The organism is Vreelandella neptunia, from assembly GCF_022489065.1.
Classification (GTDB): Bacteria; Pseudomonadota; Gammaproteobacteria; order Pseudomonadales; family Halomonadaceae; genus Vreelandella; species Vreelandella neptunia_A.
The window spans coordinates 16,513-35,319 of the sequence record NZ_JAKVTW010000029.1; the positions used below are offsets into that span (position 1 = coordinate 16,513).

Sequence of the window (18,807 nt, forward strand, 5' to 3'; positions counted from 1 at the left end):
TTACTCAGAGCGAAATGACAGCGAGGAGCCTTTAAGCGGCCAACCATGCATCGATAAAAATTTTGCAAGCGATACCCGCCAGCAGCAGCATGATCAGATTATCAAACCAGCGATGGTGCAGGCGCTTGCCCAGCTTCGCGCCGAGTGGCATGGCGACCACGATAATGATCAAGGCAACAACGCTGTATAGCGAGCGCTCTAACGTTAAAATGCCTGCGCTTAAAAGTGCAGGAATTTGCACGCTGGTAATGGCAACAAAAAAGACAGAAATGGAGCCGATAAAGACGCGGCGTTCCAGTTGCATGGCGTTGAGAAACGTCACCGAGGCGGGGGCTGACATGCCTGCGGCGCCTTGCAATACGCCAGCCAGTAACCCCGCGGGTATCACTATTCGCTCTGCGACATTAAATGGCAGAGCCATACGGCGTCTTGCCACTCTAATAGCCAGATACAGCACAATCGCGCTCGCCACACCCATAGAGAGTAGCTCTGATGACAGCACCACCAGCCCCCATGTTCCCAGCACTATGCCCAGGCCACCTGCGACAGAAAATAGGGCCAGGAAACGTAACGGCAGTAAGTGTTGCCGATACTGCCATACCTGTAAGGCATTGCTTACCAGATTGGGTGCAACCAGAACCGCAATAGCGAGCTGCACATCGTAGAGCATTGTGAGTACGGGCACGACGATGACCGGGACACCCGAGCCAATAGCGCCTTTAACGATACCCGCGGCTAATAGCGTCATTAACGCGATCAACATACAGGCGCCCCAGCTTATATCGATGGATGACTGCTATTGAAGAACGTAGCAGGGCGTGTACGGCTGTCCGTCTAGCTTCATGCGTCCTTGTGCTACAAAGGAGGTTAAAAGCTCATCCAACCGCTGCATCAGCTCGGGTTCAGCAGTAAGCACAAAAGGGCCATGGGCTTTGATAGCGCGAATGCCGGGCTCTTTTACGTTCCCCGCCACAATCCCTGAGAACGCGCGGCGTAGGTTGGCCGCAAGCTCGTGGGTAGGCTGTTGGCGGTGGAGCGCTAGTGAACGCATTGCCTCGTGGGTGGGCTCGAAAGTGGCCTGAAATTCACGTGCGATGGTTAACCGCCAGTTGTAGTAGAAAGCATCTTGATGCGTGCGACGGAATTCAGCGATTTCATCGATGCCATGGCGCATGGTGCGTGCTACCGCAACGGGGTCGCCGGTGATAATCGTGTAGTAGCGACGAATGTCTTCGCCGAGGGTGTAGACCAGGAATTCATCAATTTTCTGAAAGTAGGCGGCGGAATCGGCAGGGCCAGTGAAAATTAACGGGAAGGGAATATCTTTGTTGCTAGGGTGCAGCAAAATACCCAATAAATAGAGAATCTCTTCCGCGGTACCAACACCGCCAGGGAATACGATAATGCCGTGGCCGAGGCGGACAAATGCTTCCAAGCGTTTCTCTATATCCGGCATCACCACCAATTCATTAACGATGGGGTTGGGCGCTTCAGCGGCGATAATGCCGGGTTCGGAAATGCCTAAGTAGCGGCCCTCAGTACGGCGCTGTTTAGCATGAGCGACGTTTGCCCCTTTCATTGGGCCCTTCATGGCCCCAGGTCCACAGCCGGTGCAGATATCTAAATCACGCAGGCCTAAGTGATAGCCCACGTCTTTGGTGTACTCGTACTCTTCACGGGAAATAGAGTGGCCACCCCAACACACTACCAAGCTGGGATCGCGACCGGGCTTTAACGTGCCCGCTTTGCGCAGAATATGAAAGACCGCATTGGTGGTGCCTTCACCCGTACTAAGGTCAAAACGATTATGGTGTTGAATTTCGTTATAGACGTAAACAATATCGCGAATGATCGAAGAGAGATGTTCGCGGATACCGCGAATCATACGACCATCTACAAACGCTTCCGCTGGCGCGTTAGTCAGCTTTAAGCGAATGCCGCGGTCTTGTTGCAATACTTCGATATCAAAATCTTTATAGGCTTCTAAAATTGCCAAACTATCGTCGCTTGGGTTCCCGCAATTTAAAACCGCTAATGCGCAGCGCCGGAGCAGATCATGAAGGCCACTTTGAGAGGTGCTATGAAGCCGATTAACTTCATGCTGAGAAAGTACTTCAAGGCTTCCTTCAGGGGAAATAATGCTGGAAAGGGTGGCGCGGGGTTGAACGGTTGCGGTCATTAGTGGGGCTGTCCCTGGTCGTTTGAGTGCTGTTGGCAGTCTACCATGCTCGGGCAGCCGGTACAGTGGCGCAACGGCGACGCTGGCCCCTGTGCTACTATGAGGCTTGTTTAAAAGGATGGCTGCTAAAGACAATGGTTCTTTACTATGTTTAACGCCCAATATTTTCGTACGTTTATTACGTTAGTGGAAACAGGCAGTTTTACCCGAACGGCTCACCGCTTAGAAATGACGCAGCCTGGCGTAAGCCAGCATGTACGCAAGTTGGAAAGCTACTTAAATAAAGAGCTGCTAGAGCGTAAAGGGCGAAGTTTTACGCTAACCGAAACGGGGCGGCGCGCTTATGATTATGCGCTAAAGCTGTTTGCCGAGCATGAGCAGTTTCGTCACGGCTTAGATGATGACTCACTCGACAGTGGCGACTGCCGTATTGCTTCACCGGGAAGCGTAGGGTTGATGTTTTATCCTTACATATTGGGTCAGCAGCAAATGCACCCCAATTTAACGGTGAACTACAGCTTTGCGTTTAACCATGAAATTGTGAATGATCTGCTTGAAGGCCGATACGATATTGGCATCGTGACGGAGGCGATAAACCACTCAGCGCTTGATTGCTCTATTTGGCATCAGGAGCCTCTTTGCTTGGTGGTGCCCGCTGACTTTGCCGGTAGTACGCTGTCTGATTTGATGGGTATCGGCTTTCTCAACTATTACGATGGCATCAACCACGCCAATGCGCTGTTAAGGGCAAATTACCCGGACGAGTTTCGCTCAATGACGCATTTCCGCCATCAAGGCTTTACCAATGAAGTCAGTATGGTGCTGGATGCGGTCGCCAGGGGGCTAGGCTTTACCGTGGTATCGAGATTGGTACTGGAAACGTCTCCCTGGCAGCGGCAAGTGAAAGCGCTCAATCTGCCCAATGCGGTTAACGAAGTGCTCTATCTGCTCCGCCGTCGTGACTCCGTACTGCCTAAGCGCTACGAAAAGCTGTTGAACGGTTTTCACGCCCAGCGTATACAGGAAAAAACGCCCCTGATGCCGTCTACTGGTTAAGACATCAAGGGCATTAATCACTTCAAACGTTATCGTTTCACATCTCGCTGGCTAAGCCGTTAATCACGATACTCGTCAATAGTGGGGCAAGAGCAGATCAGCTGACGATCGCCGAACACGTTATCAACGCGATTAACAGCGGGCCAGTATTTAGACGCTTGCACAGCAGCGGTGGGGAAGGCGGCTAATTGGCGGTCATAAGGCCGCTGCCACTCATTGTCCATGAGATCCGCTTGAGTGTGCGGCGCATTGACCAGCGGATTATTATCCAGCGGCCACTCACCGCTCTCTACCCGGGCAATCTCCCCGCGAATAGCAATCATGGCATCGCAGAAGCGATCAATTTCATACAGTGACTCCGACTCGGTCGGCTCAATCATCAGCGTGCCAGGCACCGGGAATGACATGGTGGGCGCGTGGAAACCGTAATCCATTAAGCGCTTGGCAATATCCTCCTCACTAATCCCCGAGGCCGCTTTGAGCGGACGAATATCGATGATGCATTCGTGGGCGACGGTGCCGTTTTGGCCGCGGTAAAGAATCGGGAATGACGTTTCCAGTCGTTTGGCAATGTAGTTGGCGTTTAGAATGGCAAGCTCGGTGGCTTCCCGCAGGCCACGCGCGCCCATCATTTTAATGTAGGCCCACGAGATCGGTAAGATCGAGGCGCTGCCAAACGCTGCTGCGGATACCGCACCGCTGTCGCTATTCACACCGTTGATCGGTGTGACCACATGATTAGACACGTAGGGCGCAAGGTGCGCTTTAACGCCGATAGGGCCCATGCCCGGGCCGCCGCCACCGTGGGGAATGCAGAACGTTTTATGCAAATTAAGGTGAGACACATCGCCGCCAAAGTCGCCTGGGCGAGTTAAGCCTACCTGAGCATTCATGTTAGCTCCGTCAATATAGACCTGGCCGCCATTATCATGAACGACTTTGCACGCTTCACGCACGCTGGTCTCAAACACGCCGTGGGTGGACGGATAGGTCAGCATAATGGCAGACAGCTGATCACGATGCTGTTCGGCTTTTGCGCGTAAATCAGCCATATCAATGTTGCCATTTTGATCGCATTCAACCACGACTACTTTCATCTGCACCATGGCGGCAGAAGCAGGATTGGTGCCGTGAGCGGAACTGGGGATCAAACAGACATCGCGATGACCTTCGCCCTGGGCTGCCTGGTAGCGGCGAATGGCCACTAAGCCTGCGTATTCACCCTGGGCGCCGGAGTTGGGCTGCATAGAGAGATGATCATAACCGGTGACTTCTACTAAGAAGGCGGATAGTTCATCGATCATTTGATGATAACCAGCCACTTGGTCGCGAGGTGCGAACGGGTGTAAATGCGCAAACGAGGGCCAGGAAACCGGGATCATTTCGCTAGTGGCATTAAGCTTCATGGTGCAGGAGCCGAGCGGGATCATCGCATGGGCAAGCGACAGATCCTTATTCTCAAGACGCTTTAAGTAACGCAGCATTTCGGTTTCGCTGCGGTAGCGGCTAAAGGTCGGGTGGCTCAAAAAGTCGCTTTCGCGCTGGCAAGTGGCGGGGATGCCGGATGCGTTATTAGCGACAACCTGTTCATCTAACACGGCGACAGAAAGGCCATGCTCGTCGCCCAACAGCACGTCAAACAGTGTGGCTACATCGTGGGCAGTAGTGGTTTCATCAAGGCTGATGCCCACATCACCATTGGCGAAATAGTGCAGGTTAATATCATGCGTCATGGCGCGGTCATGGATCTTACCTGCATCAACGCCTGTTACGCATAGCGTATCGAACCAGCTGTCGTGTGCGAGCGATACACCCGCCTGCTTAAGGCCCTCAGCAAGTAGGGTGGTCAGGCGGTGAACGCGACCGGCAATTTTGCGCAGACCTTCGGCGCCGTGATAGGTCGCATAAAAGCCGGCAATATTGGCCAGCAGTGCCTGGGCGGTACAGATGTTGGAGGTCGCTTTCTCGCGGCGGATATGCTGTTCGCGAGTCTGCATGGCCATACGCAGCGCCGTATTACCCCGGCTATCTTTGGACACACCGATGATGCGTCCAGGGATAGAGCGCTTGAGCTTGTCAGAAGTAGCAAAAAAAGCCGCATGCGGGCCGCCAAACCCCATCGGTACGCCAAAGCGTTGGGAGTTGCCCACCACAATGTCAGCGCCAAGCTTACCGGGCTCTTTCAGCAGTATCAGGCTCAAAAGGTCGGTGGCCACACAGGTCATGATGTTGTGGTCGGCGGCTTCGCTCAGCAGCGGCGCCAAGTCCCCGACTTGACCACTGGCAGAGGGGTACTGTACCAATGCGCCAAACACATCATGGCGAGCAAGCTCTTCGGCAGGGCCAGTGATCAGTTCAAAACCAAAGAACTCCGCGCGTGTTTTAACCACATCAAGCGTTTGCGGAAAAACGTCATCGGCCACGAAGAAGGCATTGGATTTGCTTTTCTTGTTGCCACGTTTACACAGCGCCATGGCTTCGGCGGCAGCCGTGGCTTCGTCTAGCAGTGACGCATTCGCCAGCTCCATGCCGGTTAAATCCATCACCACTTGCTGGAAGTTCAATAAACCTTCGAGGCGGCCCTGAGAAATCTCCGGCTGGTAGGGGGTGTAAGCTGTGTACCAACCTGGGTTTTCCAACACGTTGCGCTGAATCACCGCCGGCATGTGAGTACCGTAATAACCTTGGCCAATGTAGCTTTTAGCCACGCGATTCTGGCGGGCTAGCTGGGCCAGATACTCTAAGGCTTCCGCTTCACTGCGCGGTTCGTCGAGCGCTAACTCTCGCCCAAGGCGAATGTCGCTTGGCACGGTCTGTTCGATCAGATCTTCCATGTGCTGCATATTGAGCGCTTTTAACATGGTGACCACGTCATCTTGACTTGGGCCATTATGACGTTTGATAAAAGCATCGTGGTCGGCCAACTCGGCCAGGCGGCGTGTTTCAAAAGGCATTAGGAAGATTCCGAACGTTAAGAGAGAACCGTGCAGGGGCAATACGTGAAAAGCCTGCCGCGAGGGCAGGCTCAACGATAAACGTTAGTCGTCAGCGCTCAGCGTTGCTTGATAGGCGTCTGCGTCTAACAGGCCGTCGATAGCGTCGCTGTCTAGGCGGACTTTCATGATCCAGCCGCCTTCATAAGGCGCTTCATTGACGGTCTCGGGAGCGTCTTCTAGGGCTTCGTTGACTTCGATGACTTCGCCCGCAACGGGCGAGTAGAGATCAGAAGCGGCTTTAACCGATTCGATAACACCAAACTCTTGGCCTTTCGTCAGTGCGGCACCCACTTCAGGCAATTCAACAAATACCACGTCACCAAGCGCTTGCTGGGCGTGATCGGTAATGCCGACAGTAACGGTGCCATCTTTGTGGTCAAGTACCCACTCATGGCTTTCAGCATAACGAAGGTTGGCAGGAAGATTGCTCATGATGTTTTCCTATATGAAACAGTTTTCTGGACCCGAGCATACTAGCGGTTGTCGCTCGCCTTGGCGACTGTCATATGGTGCACAGTCTGATACATGGCTGGTTAAATAGCCGAGCGAATAAGGTGCATATTAACGTGTTTCCAATTGGAAACAAATTTCTTAGTTGCTCCATAGTGAGCCTTTTCTGCCACTTGCCTAGGAAATGGGGAGGCGTTAATGGGGTTATGAAAAAAGCGGCATCCTCTATGCGCAAGCGACATCACCCTAGATGCTTGCTAAGTTCATGGTGTAAAACATTCAAATCGTTTGCTGAATAACCCTAGCGACGTTAGTAAGCTTGATCATTATTACCCATCAATAGAATAAGGAGATGCACGTGGAAACATTAACTAGCCTCTTGGGGGCGATCAACAGTGTGGTCTGGGGGCCCGTGATGTTGATTCTGCTGCTGGGTGTGGGGATTTACTTACAGCTTGGCTTGAAACTGATGCCGATTAGAAAGCTCGGCATGGGTTTCAAGCTAATGTGGGCGGGGCGTGATGCTAAGCCGGACGTGCGTAAAGCGGCGCCAGCCAAAGAGGGTGACGAAGGGGAGATCTCTCCCTTTGATGCCTTGATGACGGCACTCTCGGCAACTATCGGTACGGGTAATATTGCCGGTGTCGCTACGGCCATTGCGCTCGGTGGCCCCGGCGCTGTGTTTTGGATGTGGATTACCGCGCTGGTCGGCATGGCAACAAAATTTGCCGAGGCGGTACTGGCGGTACGTTACCGTGAAACGGATAGCACCGGCTTCCACGTGGGCGGGCCGATGTTCTACATTAAAAATGGCTTGGGCAAAAAATGGCTCTGGTTAGGCGGTTTGTTCGCTTTCTTTGGCGCGGTGGCCGCCTTCGGCATTGGTAATACCGTCCAGTCCAACTCCGTTGCTGATGCCATGGACGCCACCTTTGGTGTGCCGCACTGGATCACCGGTGTTGTCATTATGGTATTGGCTGGCGCGGTTATTCTGGGGGGGATCAAGCGTATTGCTAAGGTGGCGGGCAAGCTGGTGCCGATTATGGGCATCGCTTATGTGGTCGCGGGTCTGGTGGTGTTGATCATTAATGCCGGGCAGATTGGTGAAGCCTTTGGCTTGATCTTCTATTACGCCTTTAATCCTATGGCGGCGGCAGGCGGTTTTGCTGGCGCGGCGGTCATGGCAGCCATACGCTTTGGTGTAGCCCGAGGCATCTTCTCAAATGAAGCGGGCTTAGGCAGTGCGCCAATCGCCCACGCGGCGGCAAAAACCAAAAATCCTGTGCGTCAGGGGCTAATCGCCATGCTGGGCACATTTATCGACACCATTATTGTCTGCACGATTACCGCCCTGGTGATTTTGACCTCGACGGTATGGATTGAGGGCGAGGCGGGCGCTTCACTAACGGCGCTCTCATTTGATGCTGCATTGCCAGGCTTTGGGAATCAAATTGTCGCAGTTGCTTTGGCGATCTTTGCCTTCACCACCATTCTTGGCTGGTCATTTTACGGAGAGAAGTGCTGCCAGTTCCTGTTTGGAACGCGCTCTATTATGATCTATCGAGTGCTGTTCGTACTGGCGATCCCGCTGGGCGCTATCGCTCAGTTGGGCTTTATCTGGCTAATGGCTGATACCTTCAATGCCATGATGGCCATTCCCAATCTGATTGCTTTGGCACTGCTTTCGCCGGTAGTCTTTAAGCTAACCAAGGACTATTTCGACGGCAAAGACGTGCTGCCGGGTGAAGAGCTGGAACATGATCAATAAAACCTTTCAGCGCGTTATGAGCTGCAAGTGAATGTTTGATTTGTAGATGGATTGAGTCGGGAAGACACTGAGCAAGTGGCTTCCCGTCTTATTTTTTGAACGCCCAGTTTTTAAGTGAGCAATTTTCAAGTGAGGAAAGCCCTGTGTCCGAATTAAAGCAAACCCCGCTTCACGCGTTGCACATAAAGCTTGGTGCCAAAATGGTGCCTTTTGCTGGTTACGACATGCCCGTGCAGTATCCGCTGGGTGTCAAAAAAGAGCATGAACACACCCGGCAAAAGTGCGGCCTGTTTGATGTGTCGCATATGGGACAAATTAGTGTCTCCGGTGACAATGTCGCTGAAGCCTTAGAAACCTTGATACCCGCTGATTTAATGGGGTTAGAAAAGGGCGCGCAGCGGTACGGGCTTTTCACCAGTACTGAAGGCGGCATCATTGACGACCTGATGGTAGTTAACGCAGGCGACCACTTTTACTTGGTCGTGAACGCTGCGTGTAAAGATCAGGATTTGGCCCATTTACGGCTAAATTTAGCGTCTACGCACACGATCGAACCGCTTGATCGGGGACTGTTGGCACTTCAGGGTCCCCAGGCGCGTGATGTAATGCAGCGGCTTTGCCCTGAAGCCTGCGAGTTAGTGTTTATGCAGCATGGGCGTTTTACTATTGCTGGCCAGGAAGTGTGGGTGAGCCGCAGCGGTTACACCGGTGAAGATGGCTTTGAAATCTCGGTCGCAGCTGACGCCTGTGAAGCGTTCGCCGAGCGGCTACTAGCAGAGCCCGAAGTAGAGGCCATTGGCTTGGGCGCGCGGGATTCGCTGCGTCTAGAAGCCGGACTATGCCTCTATGGGCATGATATGGATATGCAGACGACGCCAGTCGAAGCTGGGCTTATCTGGGCAATTGGTAAGCCGCGTCGCCATGGAGGCGAACGTCCCAGTGGTTTTCCAGGCGCTGACGTTATCCTTCATCAAGTCGATAGCAAAGATCATACCCGTAAGCGCGTTGGGCTGTTGGCCGACGGCCGTGCGCCCGTACGCGAGGGCGCGCAACTGGTAGACGAAGCTGGCAATGAGATTGGGGTAATTACCTCAGGCAGTTTTGGTCCAAGCATTGGTAAGCCGGTGGCGATGGGGTATGTGACGCGTGAGTGGGAAGCACCACAAAGTAACGTATTTGCCGTTGTGCGCGGTAAGCAGTTGCCGATGGTCGTGACCCCTACGCCGTTTGTAAAGCCTGGCTACTATCGCGGCTAACAAGACGGTTGACGCTAGAAAGCCAGCATTTGAAGCCAGCGGTCCCTGTTTAAGCAGGGGCCGCCTAGTTGTAACAAGCGCCTTAGCGCAGCACCTGCCTGGGGTCTATAGGTTTGCCGCCCTGGCGCAGGTCAAAGAGTAGATCATAGCGCTGGGTAGACTCGCTTTGACCTACCTCGCAAAGCGCATCTCCGGCACTTACCTGCTTGCCTACCTCGACCAATATGCGATCGCAAAGCGCGTATACGGTTTGAAGATTATCCGCATGATGCACGATCACGACCTCACCCAGCTGGCGCATGCCATCAGCAAAGCGTACTTCACCGGGTGCGACAGATTTTGCCTGCGCGCCATCCTGAGTTGCCAGTAGCATCGGCTGTAGAGTGCCGCGACTATCTGGGCCAAAGCGCCTAACCACACGATAATCGTCTAGCGGCCAGGGCCAACGGCGAGCAGATGCAGGTAGAGCTTGACTGGGTGCGCTACTCGGGGCAGCCGCGGGGCGGTTGGCACTGGATGAGCCACTGCTGCTAGCTGCACTGCGCGTCGCTGAGCCGCTTAGCGGAACACTGACCACTTGGCCGACTCGCAGATTGGTGGGTGAGGCGCTAGAGTTGGCGCTCTGAATGCGACCACTCGTCGTACCAAATTGTCGGGCGACGCTTGAGAAGGTATCCCCAGGGCGAATTTGGTAACGATAAGGGCCACCTGAAGGGGCACGCTCTTGCTGAGTGGGGATAAGCAGTCGTTGACCTACCTCAAGGCGTCGAGCATCCACACCTGGATTAAACCGCTGTAAGCGTTCTAACGGCACATTGGCACGGGCCGCCATCTGGCCCAGTGTGTCGCCGCGCTGTACCTGAACCCAGTCGCCACTAATTTGGGTAGCGCTGGGGGCGGAAGCACGCTGCGATGACGTTTGAGGGTCGCTGGCACAACCGGCCATCATTCCAGCTAATAGGCAGCTGCTTAATACGCCAATTAGTCGTGATCGGTGCTGCTGTCCAACAAACCATCTTTTTCCAGCCAGAGTGAATTGATCCATGTGTGGAAACGTTCCTTATGCTGCTTTTCGTCGTGGTTGTCTGGTGCGTGCATCCACTGAGGAATATCCAGTTGTCGTGCGTGCAGCGTAATGGGCGCCTCATTACCGCACAAAAAACCCCAAAAAGTGGGGGATGGATTGGTATAGCTAATCGTTACGTCTAGGATACCATTTAACTGATTTCCTAGCAGGCTAAGTACCTGTGCTACGCCACCTGCTTTCGGGCGCAACAAATGACGATAAGGGCTTTGTTGTGCATCGCGCTTAGCGACGCTAAAACGCGTGCCTTCGACAAAGTTGAAAATCGCAATGGGATTATTGCGCGCCTGTTGGCACATGCGCTCGGTAGATTCACGGTCAATGGTGGCGAGTTTAGGGTTTTTGGTTATCTGCTCACGACTAAAGCGGCGCATAAAAGGGAATTCAAGCGCCCAAAACGCCAGGCCTACAATAGGGATCCAGATTAATTGGCGTTTAAGAAAAAAACGCGGCATCGGGATGCGACGGTGAAGCGCCATCAGCAGCATAAAAATATCGGTCCAACTGCGGTGATTGGAGATGACCAACCACCACTGCTGAGGACTCAAATGGTCGGGCACGTTAATGTGCAGTTCAGGCTTAAGCCAGTGCCGCATCCACCACAGATTAAAGCCAATCCAATTCAGCGCTACCCAGTTCAAGCCTTGGAGCACTTGCTGCTTCAGTTGCCGCCCAGGGGCAATCACTTTGAGTAGCGTCAGGAGAATAAGAGGTACGCCCCAGAATAGCGTGTTGAGCGTTAGCAGCAGTGTGCTGACAAACCCCTTTAAAATTGGCATACCAGGTTTCCTTACCGTCAGACGAATAGCGTAATCCTGAATGCTAAATGATCCTAGCCACGCTGCCCAGCAGAAACCCAGTGCGTCTCATCAACTGTTTCATGAACTGGCTCATCAACATAGCGGTGGTTTAGTCGAGAGGAAGTGACGGCGTTTGAACCGTTTTGAGGAGAACGGTGCGCAGCGCATGGGCAGCAACTGAAAGCTCTTGGTGGTTTAAAATACCCACCTGACAAGAGATGGCGGGTGCTGTTAGCGGTATACACCGAGCGCCCAGCTCATGCATTTGTCGAATGCACATAGAGGGCACCGCGCTAACCCCTAGCCCATCAGCAACCATTCTACCCACGGTAGAGAGCTGATGGCTTTCAAACGCCACAGGGAGTTCCATATGCTGCTTACGCAGCTCTTGTTCAAGCAGGCGGCGTACCATCGAAGGGCGCTGTAGGGTAATAAAGTCCTCGCTAAGCAGTGTCGACCACTTGAGCTGAGAGGCCTGAAGCAACGTTGAAGTTGGTGGAACCACCGCGACAAAATGATCATCAAATAAAGGGGTAAACAGCAGGCTGCCGGTGCCTTCGGGAGAAAAGGCAATACCCATTTCCACCTGTCGCGAGCGCACCATTTGGGTTACTTCTTCATTGATCACGTCGTGCACAGTAATGTTGATTTTGGGGTATTGCTGGCGAAACTTCACCAACGCTGCCGGCAGCAAATTACAGGCGAAAGCCGGCATCGCTGCGACACTCAGTCGACCCAGTTGAAGCGTGAAGCGCTGGCGCAAACGCTCTTCAGTATTATCCCACTGCGCCAGCAAGTGTTTGGCTAGCGGTAGCAGTGACTCGCCTTCTGGGGTTAACCTGACACTACGTGTACTGCGGATTAACAGCTTACCGCCTAAGGCGTCTTCCAGGCCTTTAATCGCCAAGCTGAGCGCCGGTTGGGATAAATGCAGCCGCTCGCAGGCCTGAGTGAAGCTAAGCGTTTGAGCGACCGCCAGAAAAGCACGTAGTTGTTTGACGGTCATAAAGTGCCTTTTATAAGTTTTACAAATAAATTGATAAGAAAAACAAACTTAACAAATATATCATCTGGCACAACACTGACACTACTGTTAGGTGCGGGGTGGCTATCAACGACAGCTCGTATCACTGACAACGCATATCAATGACAACAAGGTGAGGCACTACAAATGGCAGGATTCGATAAGCGTGTATCTTCCTATGAAGAAGCAATGGAAGGCATCGAGAGCGGTATGACCGTTATTGCTGGTGGCTTTGGTCTGTGCGGGATTCCCGAAAACCTGATCGCTGAAATCAAGCGTCGTGGTGTCAGCGATCTCACCGTTGTTTCCAATAACTGTGGTGTTGATGGCTTTGGATTGGGTGTTCTGCTTGAAGATCGTCAAATCAGTAAGATTCTGGCGTCTTATGTAGGGGAAAATGCCCTGTTCGAGAAGCAAATGCTCAACGATGAGATTGAGGTGGTATTAACCCCTCAAGGTACGTTGGCGGAAAAAATGCGCGCGGGTGGTGCGGGTATCCCGGCATTTTACACCGCCACGGGCTACGGCACACCGATTGGTGAAGGCAAGGAAGTGCGGGTCTTTAACGATCGACACTATATTTTAGAAGAAGCCATTATTGGTGACTTTGCCATTGTGAAGGGCTGGAAAGCCGACCGCTATGGCAATGTAATGTACCGCCATACGGCGCAAAACTTTAATCCCATGGCCGCTACGGCGGGAAAAATCACCGTAGTGGAAGTTGAAGAAATTGTGGAGCCAGGTGAGCTCGAGCCTAGTCAGATTCATACGCCGGGTATTTATGTGGATCGGATTATCCAAGGCACGTTTGAAAAGCGAATTGAAAAACGCACGGTGCGCAGTTAAGCCGCCGTTTTTTTCATAATCGACTATTAAAAACGTCTCATTAGCTTCTCATTTAACGATTCAACAAGAGGAAGTCACCATGGCTTTAACACGAGAACAGATGGCTCAGCGCGTTGCCCGCGAACTTCAAGACGGTTTTTACGTTAACTTGGGCATTGGTATTCCCACCCTGGTTGCCAACTACATTCCAGATGGCATCGATGTCATGCTGCAGTCTGAAAATGGGCTGTTGGGGATGGGGCGTTATCCCACCGAAGACGAACTTGATCCAGATATGATTAATGCGGGTAAAGAAACGGTGACGGCTCGCCCAGGCGCGGCGATTTTCTCTTCAGCAGAATCCTTTGCGATGATTCGTGGGGGCCACGTGGATCTGACCGTTCTGGGCGCCTTTGAGGTGGATCAACAGGGTAATATCGCCTCTTGGATGATCCCCGGTAAGCTAATCAAAGGTATGGGCGGTGCCATGGATTTGGTCGCCGGTGCCGATAATATTATTTGCACCATGACGCATGCCTCTAAACATGGCGAATCCAAACTGCTGGAAAAATGTGAACTGCCGCTGACTGGCGCGGGCTGCATTAACCGTGTTTTGACCGATTTGGCTTATTTAGAAATTAAAGACGGTGCCTTTATTTTGAAGGAGCGAGCCCCAGGCGTCAGCGTTGAAGAGATTATTGAGAAAACCGCTGGCAAGCTTATCGTGCCAGATCATGTGCCCGAAATGACATTTGATGCCTAATAGAACGCACCTGACGATCACACGTTAATTCTCAAATCGGTAGATGAGACGCTAAACCTTTCCAAGCGCTTTTCAAGTTAGCGTCTCACGCCATTTCACAGCGCGTGTGATGGGGCAGCAGGACGTCGGCAATTCGCTTTTGATTATCATCAACGTGTTTTTGTACGAGCGCCAAGCCACCTAAACAGAGACGGTGTTCATCGCCCTCGGCGAATACCGTTTTTTGTGGTGTGGTGGGATAGAAGCGATGATTGAGTAGTGACGATACTGGAAAAACGCCATTTTGCTGCTCTTGTAAACTAGGCATTCCCACTTCGTTAAGGCGCTGATTCAAGACTTCTAAAGGCTCGCCTAGCTGAGCGCAATCAAAGCCGGCGTGATGCAGGCGGGGGCCCATTACCGCAAGCCAAGCAGCCAGTGGGTGAGCATGTTGCAACTGCTGGTAAAGCGCCCAGGAAGGCATTGGCCAGGGTCTGCCACGGCAGAGTAGGTTATGACCTTTGCAATCTTGTGGATGGGATTGACGAACCAGTCCTTCAATGGCTTCTCGGGGGGCTTTGGAGAGTGTGCCTATCTGTAGTTCCGCCAGTACCAGCCAACTAGAGCCGTCACTCGGCGCAAGCACATGCACTAGCAAACCTTTGTCAGCCATGGCGTAGTGACTTATCGCGCGGTAACCCATGTGGGCTAAATTGCCGCTAAGTGCGGTGGCAGCAAACGGGCCGTAATTAAGCGTTACTAAAGTTAAATACTCGGCCGTCGTTGATAGTGGCCAGAGACGTAATGCCCCAATGCCGGGGTGTGTATGCACATAGTCTAGCCACAGCTGCTGAACAAACTCCTGACGCTGCATAGTGAACTCCTTGCCCAAAAATGGCACACCTAGCGTGAGCCGTTAAGTAACTCATCAGTATAGGCAAGCAAGGGGGGCAAGGGTTCAACGGGGTTTAACGAGCGTTTTAACGGCACGGTAGTTTAAGCGGCCTAATACCATTAAACGGCCAGGAGCTGTTTATCGCGGACAAACTGATCAAACTCGGTAAATCCACCGACATGGGTTTGATCAACAAACACCTGCGGCACGGTATGAATGGGTTTGCCTGCGGTTTTGGCAATATCTTCTTTCGTCACACCTTCTGAAGGCATGTCAATATAGCGATAGCCTTCAATTTTACCGGCTTTTTCCAAGTGTTCCGCCAGGTGCTTGGCACGAACACAGAAAGGGCATGACATCCGACCAAAAATAACCACAAACATGGGGCGCTCCTTTACGATAAGCAGGGTAAGTTACAGAGTGGGTCGTAATTGAATTCAACAGCCCAATGGCTGGATGATAAATCTGAGCCCATTGTGGCTGAGCAGCGCTCGATACGCCAATAGCAGCTCGCTACACTGATCATTAAAGCCTGTTATCACCCGGGAACCATGAACACGCCTATGTACACGCTCACCGCTGACGAATACGCATATCTTGCTGAACTGGCGAAGGCATATCGAGATGTCCACCTACCCGCGATCAAACAAAAAGAGGGCTGGAACCCGCGTTTAGGGATTGATGCGCTATGCTTTCAGCATCATGGTGACAGTATGGTGGGCGCGTTGATTACACCCTGTGAGCTTTGGTTGGTTGTGGTGCCAGATCAATCCCGCCTGACGGAGCCACTTGCTGATTCACTGAGGCTCTCATTACCTTCAGGGGCCTATCAGCTATCTCTTGAACGCTTGCCAAGTGGATACGAACTCTATAAACGTGCAATTTTGAGTAATTTGGAAGAGCTTGAAAATATGCAGGAGGCTGCAAGGTTGGCTCAACAAATGATGATGCGTTTAATGCAAACTGCCGAAGAGCCTGACGTCTAGATAAGCACCGTTATACTAACAAAATTCCCCAACCACCTATGACGAAACATTTATGAAAAGGAATTGCCTATGACTTCCCCATCAGTTGCAACACCGCGTGTAGCGCTGGTAACCGGAACTAGCAGTGGTATTGGCGCGGCAGTTGTTAAGCATTTTTGCGAGTTAGGGCATCAGGTGCTTGCCGTCGATTTTAATCCTGCAGGTAAAGCGATTGCTGAACAGGCCGGTGCTGCTTTTTTTGAAGCTGACCTCACCGACCCTGATGCTTGCCGTGCAGCGGTGGCCGATGCCGTCAAACGCTTTGGTGGTGTTGATATACTGGTTAATAATGCCGGTATTCAACATGTTGCTTCCATCGAGACGTTTCCCGAAGAAAAATGGCGGCAGATTATGGATCTGATGCTGACCGCTCCCTTTCTGCTCACACAAGCGGCTTGGCCACATATGCGCCAAAAGGGGTGGGGACGGATTGTGAACGTGGCCTCGATACATGCGCAAGTAGCCTCGCCGGGTAAAGCAGCCTACATCAGCGCCAAGCACGGTATGATTGGTTTAACTAAAACAGCCGCGCTGGAGGGCGGGGAGCAAGGCATTACCGCCAATGCGGTTTGCCCTGCCTATGTAAAAACCCCGCTGGTGGATAATCAAATCGCCGATCAGGCTAAATTGCACGGGATGGATGAGCAGGAAGTTATTGAGAAAGTGATGCTCAAAGAGGCGGCGATAAAACGCTTGATAGAGCCTGAAGAAGTAGCGCAGTTAGTCGCCTACTTGGCATCAGACGCAGCCGGTGCCGTGACCGGGTCAAGCTTTAATATTGATCTTGGCTGGACAGCCCATTAAGTCAGCGCTCTATACCCCCGCCATCTGGTGGGGGCTTTAAATAAACGAGCGGTTTAAAAAGCCTAGCGACGTACCGGACGTTTTTGTAGTTTCCGCTGCAGGGTGCGGCGGTGCATGCCCAGGGCCCTGGCAGTAGCCGATATATTGCCATCATGCTCCTGCAGCACTTTCTGAATATGCTCCCAGGTGATGCGATTAATCGAGGGCGGATTATCTGCAAGCTCAATATCAGGGTCGCCGCTTTGGCGTTCGAAGGCAGTCAGCACATCGTCAGCATCTACCGGCTTGCAAAGATAATTGACGGCGCCGAGCTTAATGGCTTCAACCGCAGTGGCAATGCTTGAGTAGCCTGTCAGTACCACAATGCGACAGTGGGGAGAGAGGGCTAATAGCTCTGGGAGCAGTTTTAAGCCTGAGCTGTTCTCAAGCTTAAGATCCAGTGTCGCCATGGTGGGTAGGTACTGCGCGGCCATTGCCAGCGCCTGTTCAGCATCATGGGCAACGATAACCTCGTAACCACGCCGGGTTAAAGCGCGATTCAGCACATGACAAAACATTTCATCGTCATCAACAATCAGCAGGCGTTGCTCTCGCGTTTGCATTGTGTCCTCAATCCATTAAAGGAGATGCGTGGGGCGGCCGTTTGTTAACCAGGTGCCGCGCAGCGAGGCAGCGTAACTTCCGTTAGCGTACCCCCTTCCGGGTGATTATACAGGCTTACGCCGCCACCAAAGCGATTGATGGTGGCATGCGTTAAAAACAAGCCAATGCCCATGCCTTTACTCTTTGTAGAGATGAACGTCTCGCCCAGCTGGTCAGCAATCGACATGGCAACGCCAGGGCCGTGATCACGAATATCAATCACCACGCTTTCATCTTGCCAATCCAAGCGGATCGCAATGTTTTCCGGGTTGGCGTCGGCCGCGTTGTTGAGCAAATTCGTTAATGCCTGATCCAGAGTGGCGTCAACCGCCAGCCACGGCTTACCGCGTTTCTCTGCGACATCGAATTGATGGCTCACATCGGGCCTGAGTACCAGCCAGCGCTGCACGACCCCTGCTAGCCATACTTCTGCGTCAAGCACTTCAGGCTCAGCCATGCGGCGTCGATCCGCATTAGAGACTAAATTTTGCAGCCGTGATTTGCAGACATCCACCTGCTGGCGCAATAACGTAATGTCCTCGTGCAACTCTGACGTAGGTGCCGCATCGGCCTGCATCTCTTTGAGTAGTACCGCCATGGTAGAGAGCGGCGTACCCAGTTCGTGTGCGGTACCCGCCGCTTGTGTAGCCACCGCCAATACCTGTTCATTACGCAGCGCGGCTTCCCGGGTGCGCGAGAGAGCCTGGTCTCGGCTACGCAGCGCATGGGCCATTTTGTAGATAAAAAACGTCACCAATCCGGCTGAAAGCCCAAAATTTAGCCACATACCTAATATGTGCAGGCTCAAGGGGCTGTCGCTATTAATATGGCCCAGTTGGGGAATCGGGTAGTAAGAGAACATTAAAAAGGTATAGCCCGCCATAGAACACGCGGCAATGATCCAGGCGTGGCGCCAGGGTAGGGTGGCTGCGGCGATGGTAACGGGTACCAAGTAGTAGGTAATAAAGGGATTTGTCGAGCCGCCCGAAAAGTAAAACAGCAGCGTGAGCCCTGCAATGTCGGCCAGTAAATGCAGTAAATATTCAAGGTGGGTGACGGCACGTGGACGTCCCAATCGCCACCAAGTGGCAATGTTAAGCGCGCCCATAGCGATCACCACACTCACTACGGCCGTCACCGGTAAGTCGAAAGCGAGCAGTTCGACACCGACAATGATGGCCAGTAAAAAACCGGTCCAGGTGATACCGCGCACAATAGTGAGTCTTACTAAGTTTCGATTGGGTGTAGACAGCGGAAGCGG

General features: G+C 52.6%; 18 protein-coding genes. 7 read left to right on the forward strand and 11 right to left on the reverse strand.

The annotated features are described in order from the left end of the window. Positions 1-31 precede the first annotated feature (31 nt). Positions 32-763, reverse strand: a complete 732-nt coding sequence (locus tag MLE19_RS21800; RefSeq protein ID WP_240720457.1) for a sulfite exporter TauE/SafE family protein — start codon at positions 761-763, stop codon at positions 32-34. A 33-nt stretch (positions 764-796) separates the two neighbouring features. Then, on the reverse strand, positions 797-2,179 hold the full coding sequence (ppnN, locus tag MLE19_RS21805; protein WP_240720458.1) for a nucleotide 5'-monophosphate nucleosidase PpnN: 1,383 nt from the start codon (positions 2,177-2,179) through the stop codon (positions 797-799). A 147-nt stretch (positions 2,180-2,326) separates the two neighbouring features. Between ppnN and MLE19_RS21810 the strand changes: the two genes are divergently transcribed. Beyond that, a complete protein-coding gene (locus tag MLE19_RS21810) occupies positions 2,327-3,235 on the forward strand; it encodes a LysR family transcriptional regulator (protein WP_240720459.1) in 909 nt (302 codons plus the stop codon). Between the two features lie 59 nt (positions 3,236-3,294). On the opposite strand, the gene gcvP is transcribed toward MLE19_RS21810, so the two are convergent. Next, positions 3,295-6,189 (reverse strand): aminomethyl-transferring glycine dehydrogenase, encoded by a 2,895-nt coding sequence (gcvP, locus tag MLE19_RS21815; RefSeq protein WP_240720460.1) that lies wholly within the window; start codon positions 6,187-6,189, stop codon positions 3,295-3,297. 84 nt (positions 6,190-6,273) lie between these two features. After that, positions 6,274-6,663 (reverse strand): glycine cleavage system protein GcvH, encoded by a 390-nt coding sequence (gene gcvH / locus MLE19_RS21820; RefSeq protein WP_240720461.1) that lies wholly within the window; start codon positions 6,661-6,663, stop codon positions 6,274-6,276. A 376-nt stretch (positions 6,664-7,039) separates the two neighbouring features. Between gcvH and MLE19_RS21825 the strand changes: the two genes are divergently transcribed. Beyond that, on the forward strand, positions 7,040-8,449 hold the full coding sequence (locus MLE19_RS21825; RefSeq protein ID WP_240720462.1) for an alanine/glycine:cation symporter family protein: 1,410 nt from the start codon (positions 7,040-7,042) through the stop codon (positions 8,447-8,449). 143 nt (positions 8,450-8,592) lie between these two features. Beyond that, positions 8,593-9,705 (forward strand): glycine cleavage system aminomethyltransferase GcvT, encoded by a 1,113-nt coding sequence (gcvT, locus tag MLE19_RS21830; protein ID WP_240720463.1) that lies wholly within the window; start codon positions 8,593-8,595, stop codon positions 9,703-9,705. A gap of 82 nt (positions 9,706-9,787) precedes the next feature. Here gcvT and MLE19_RS21835 read toward each other — a convergent pair whose 3' ends face one another. The 3 genes from MLE19_RS21835 to MLE19_RS21845 all read right to left on the reverse strand — a co-directional run bounded on the left by MLE19_RS21835 (position 9,788) and on the right by MLE19_RS21845 (position 12,595). Beyond that, the gene (locus tag MLE19_RS21835) at positions 9,788-10,654 is read right to left on the reverse strand and encodes a LysM peptidoglycan-binding domain-containing protein (RefSeq protein ID WP_240720475.1); all 867 of its coding nucleotides are present in this window, start codon (positions 10,652-10,654) and stop codon (positions 9,788-9,790) included. A 32-nt stretch (positions 10,655-10,686) separates the two neighbouring features. Next, positions 10,687-11,568, reverse strand: a complete 882-nt coding sequence (locus MLE19_RS21840; protein ID WP_240720464.1) for an acyltransferase — start codon at positions 11,566-11,568, stop codon at positions 10,687-10,689. Positions 11,569-11,698: 130 nt separating this feature from the next. Then, positions 11,699-12,595 carry a LysR family transcriptional regulator gene (locus MLE19_RS21845; protein ID WP_240720465.1) on the reverse strand — a complete coding sequence of 299 codons (897 nt, stop codon included), beginning with the start codon at positions 12,593-12,595 and terminating at the stop codon, positions 11,699-11,701. Positions 12,596-12,760: 165 nt separating this feature from the next. Between MLE19_RS21845 and MLE19_RS21850 the strand changes: the two genes are divergently transcribed. Continuing rightward, positions 12,761-13,459, forward strand: a complete 699-nt coding sequence (locus MLE19_RS21850) for a CoA transferase subunit A (RefSeq protein WP_240720466.1) — start codon at positions 12,761-12,763, stop codon at positions 13,457-13,459. Positions 13,460-13,538: 79 nt separating this feature from the next. Then, complete coding sequence (locus tag MLE19_RS21855) at positions 13,539-14,201, forward strand: CoA transferase subunit B (protein ID WP_240720467.1); 663 nt, start codon at positions 13,539-13,541, stop codon at positions 14,199-14,201. Between the two features lie 85 nt (positions 14,202-14,286). Here the strand turns inward: MLE19_RS21855 and MLE19_RS21860 are convergent, their stop codons facing one another. Then, positions 14,287-15,054: a DUF1338 family protein gene (locus MLE19_RS21860; RefSeq protein WP_240720468.1), complete on the reverse strand. Its 768-nt coding sequence runs from the start codon at positions 15,052-15,054 to the stop codon at positions 14,287-14,289. Between the two features lie 140 nt (positions 15,055-15,194). After that, entirely contained in the window at positions 15,195-15,458 is a 264-nt protein-coding gene (locus MLE19_RS21865; protein WP_240720469.1) for a GrxA family glutaredoxin, read from the reverse strand. Positions 15,459-15,626: 168 nt separating this feature from the next. Here MLE19_RS21865 and hybE point away from each other — a divergent pair, with 168 nt between their 5' ends. Both hybE and MLE19_RS21875 read left to right on the forward strand, forming a co-directional pair. Next, complete coding sequence (gene hybE / locus MLE19_RS21870; protein ID WP_306420931.1) at positions 15,627-16,061, forward strand: [NiFe]-hydrogenase assembly chaperone HybE; 435 nt, start codon at positions 15,627-15,629, stop codon at positions 16,059-16,061. Positions 16,062-16,130: 69 nt separating this feature from the next. Continuing rightward, positions 16,131-16,904 (forward strand): 3-hydroxybutyrate dehydrogenase, encoded by a 774-nt coding sequence (locus MLE19_RS21875; protein ID WP_240720470.1) that lies wholly within the window; start codon positions 16,131-16,133, stop codon positions 16,902-16,904. A 62-nt stretch (positions 16,905-16,966) separates the two neighbouring features. On the opposite strand, the gene MLE19_RS21880 is transcribed toward MLE19_RS21875, so the two are convergent. Continuing rightward, positions 16,967-17,506 carry a response regulator transcription factor gene (locus MLE19_RS21880; protein ID WP_240720471.1) on the reverse strand — a complete coding sequence of 180 codons (540 nt, stop codon included), beginning with the start codon at positions 17,504-17,506 and terminating at the stop codon, positions 16,967-16,969. Positions 17,507-17,550: 44 nt separating this feature from the next. Beyond that, positions 17,551-18,807 (reverse strand): ATP-binding protein (locus tag MLE19_RS21885; RefSeq protein ID WP_240720472.1); only part of this gene is annotated, 1,257 nt, incomplete at its 5' end.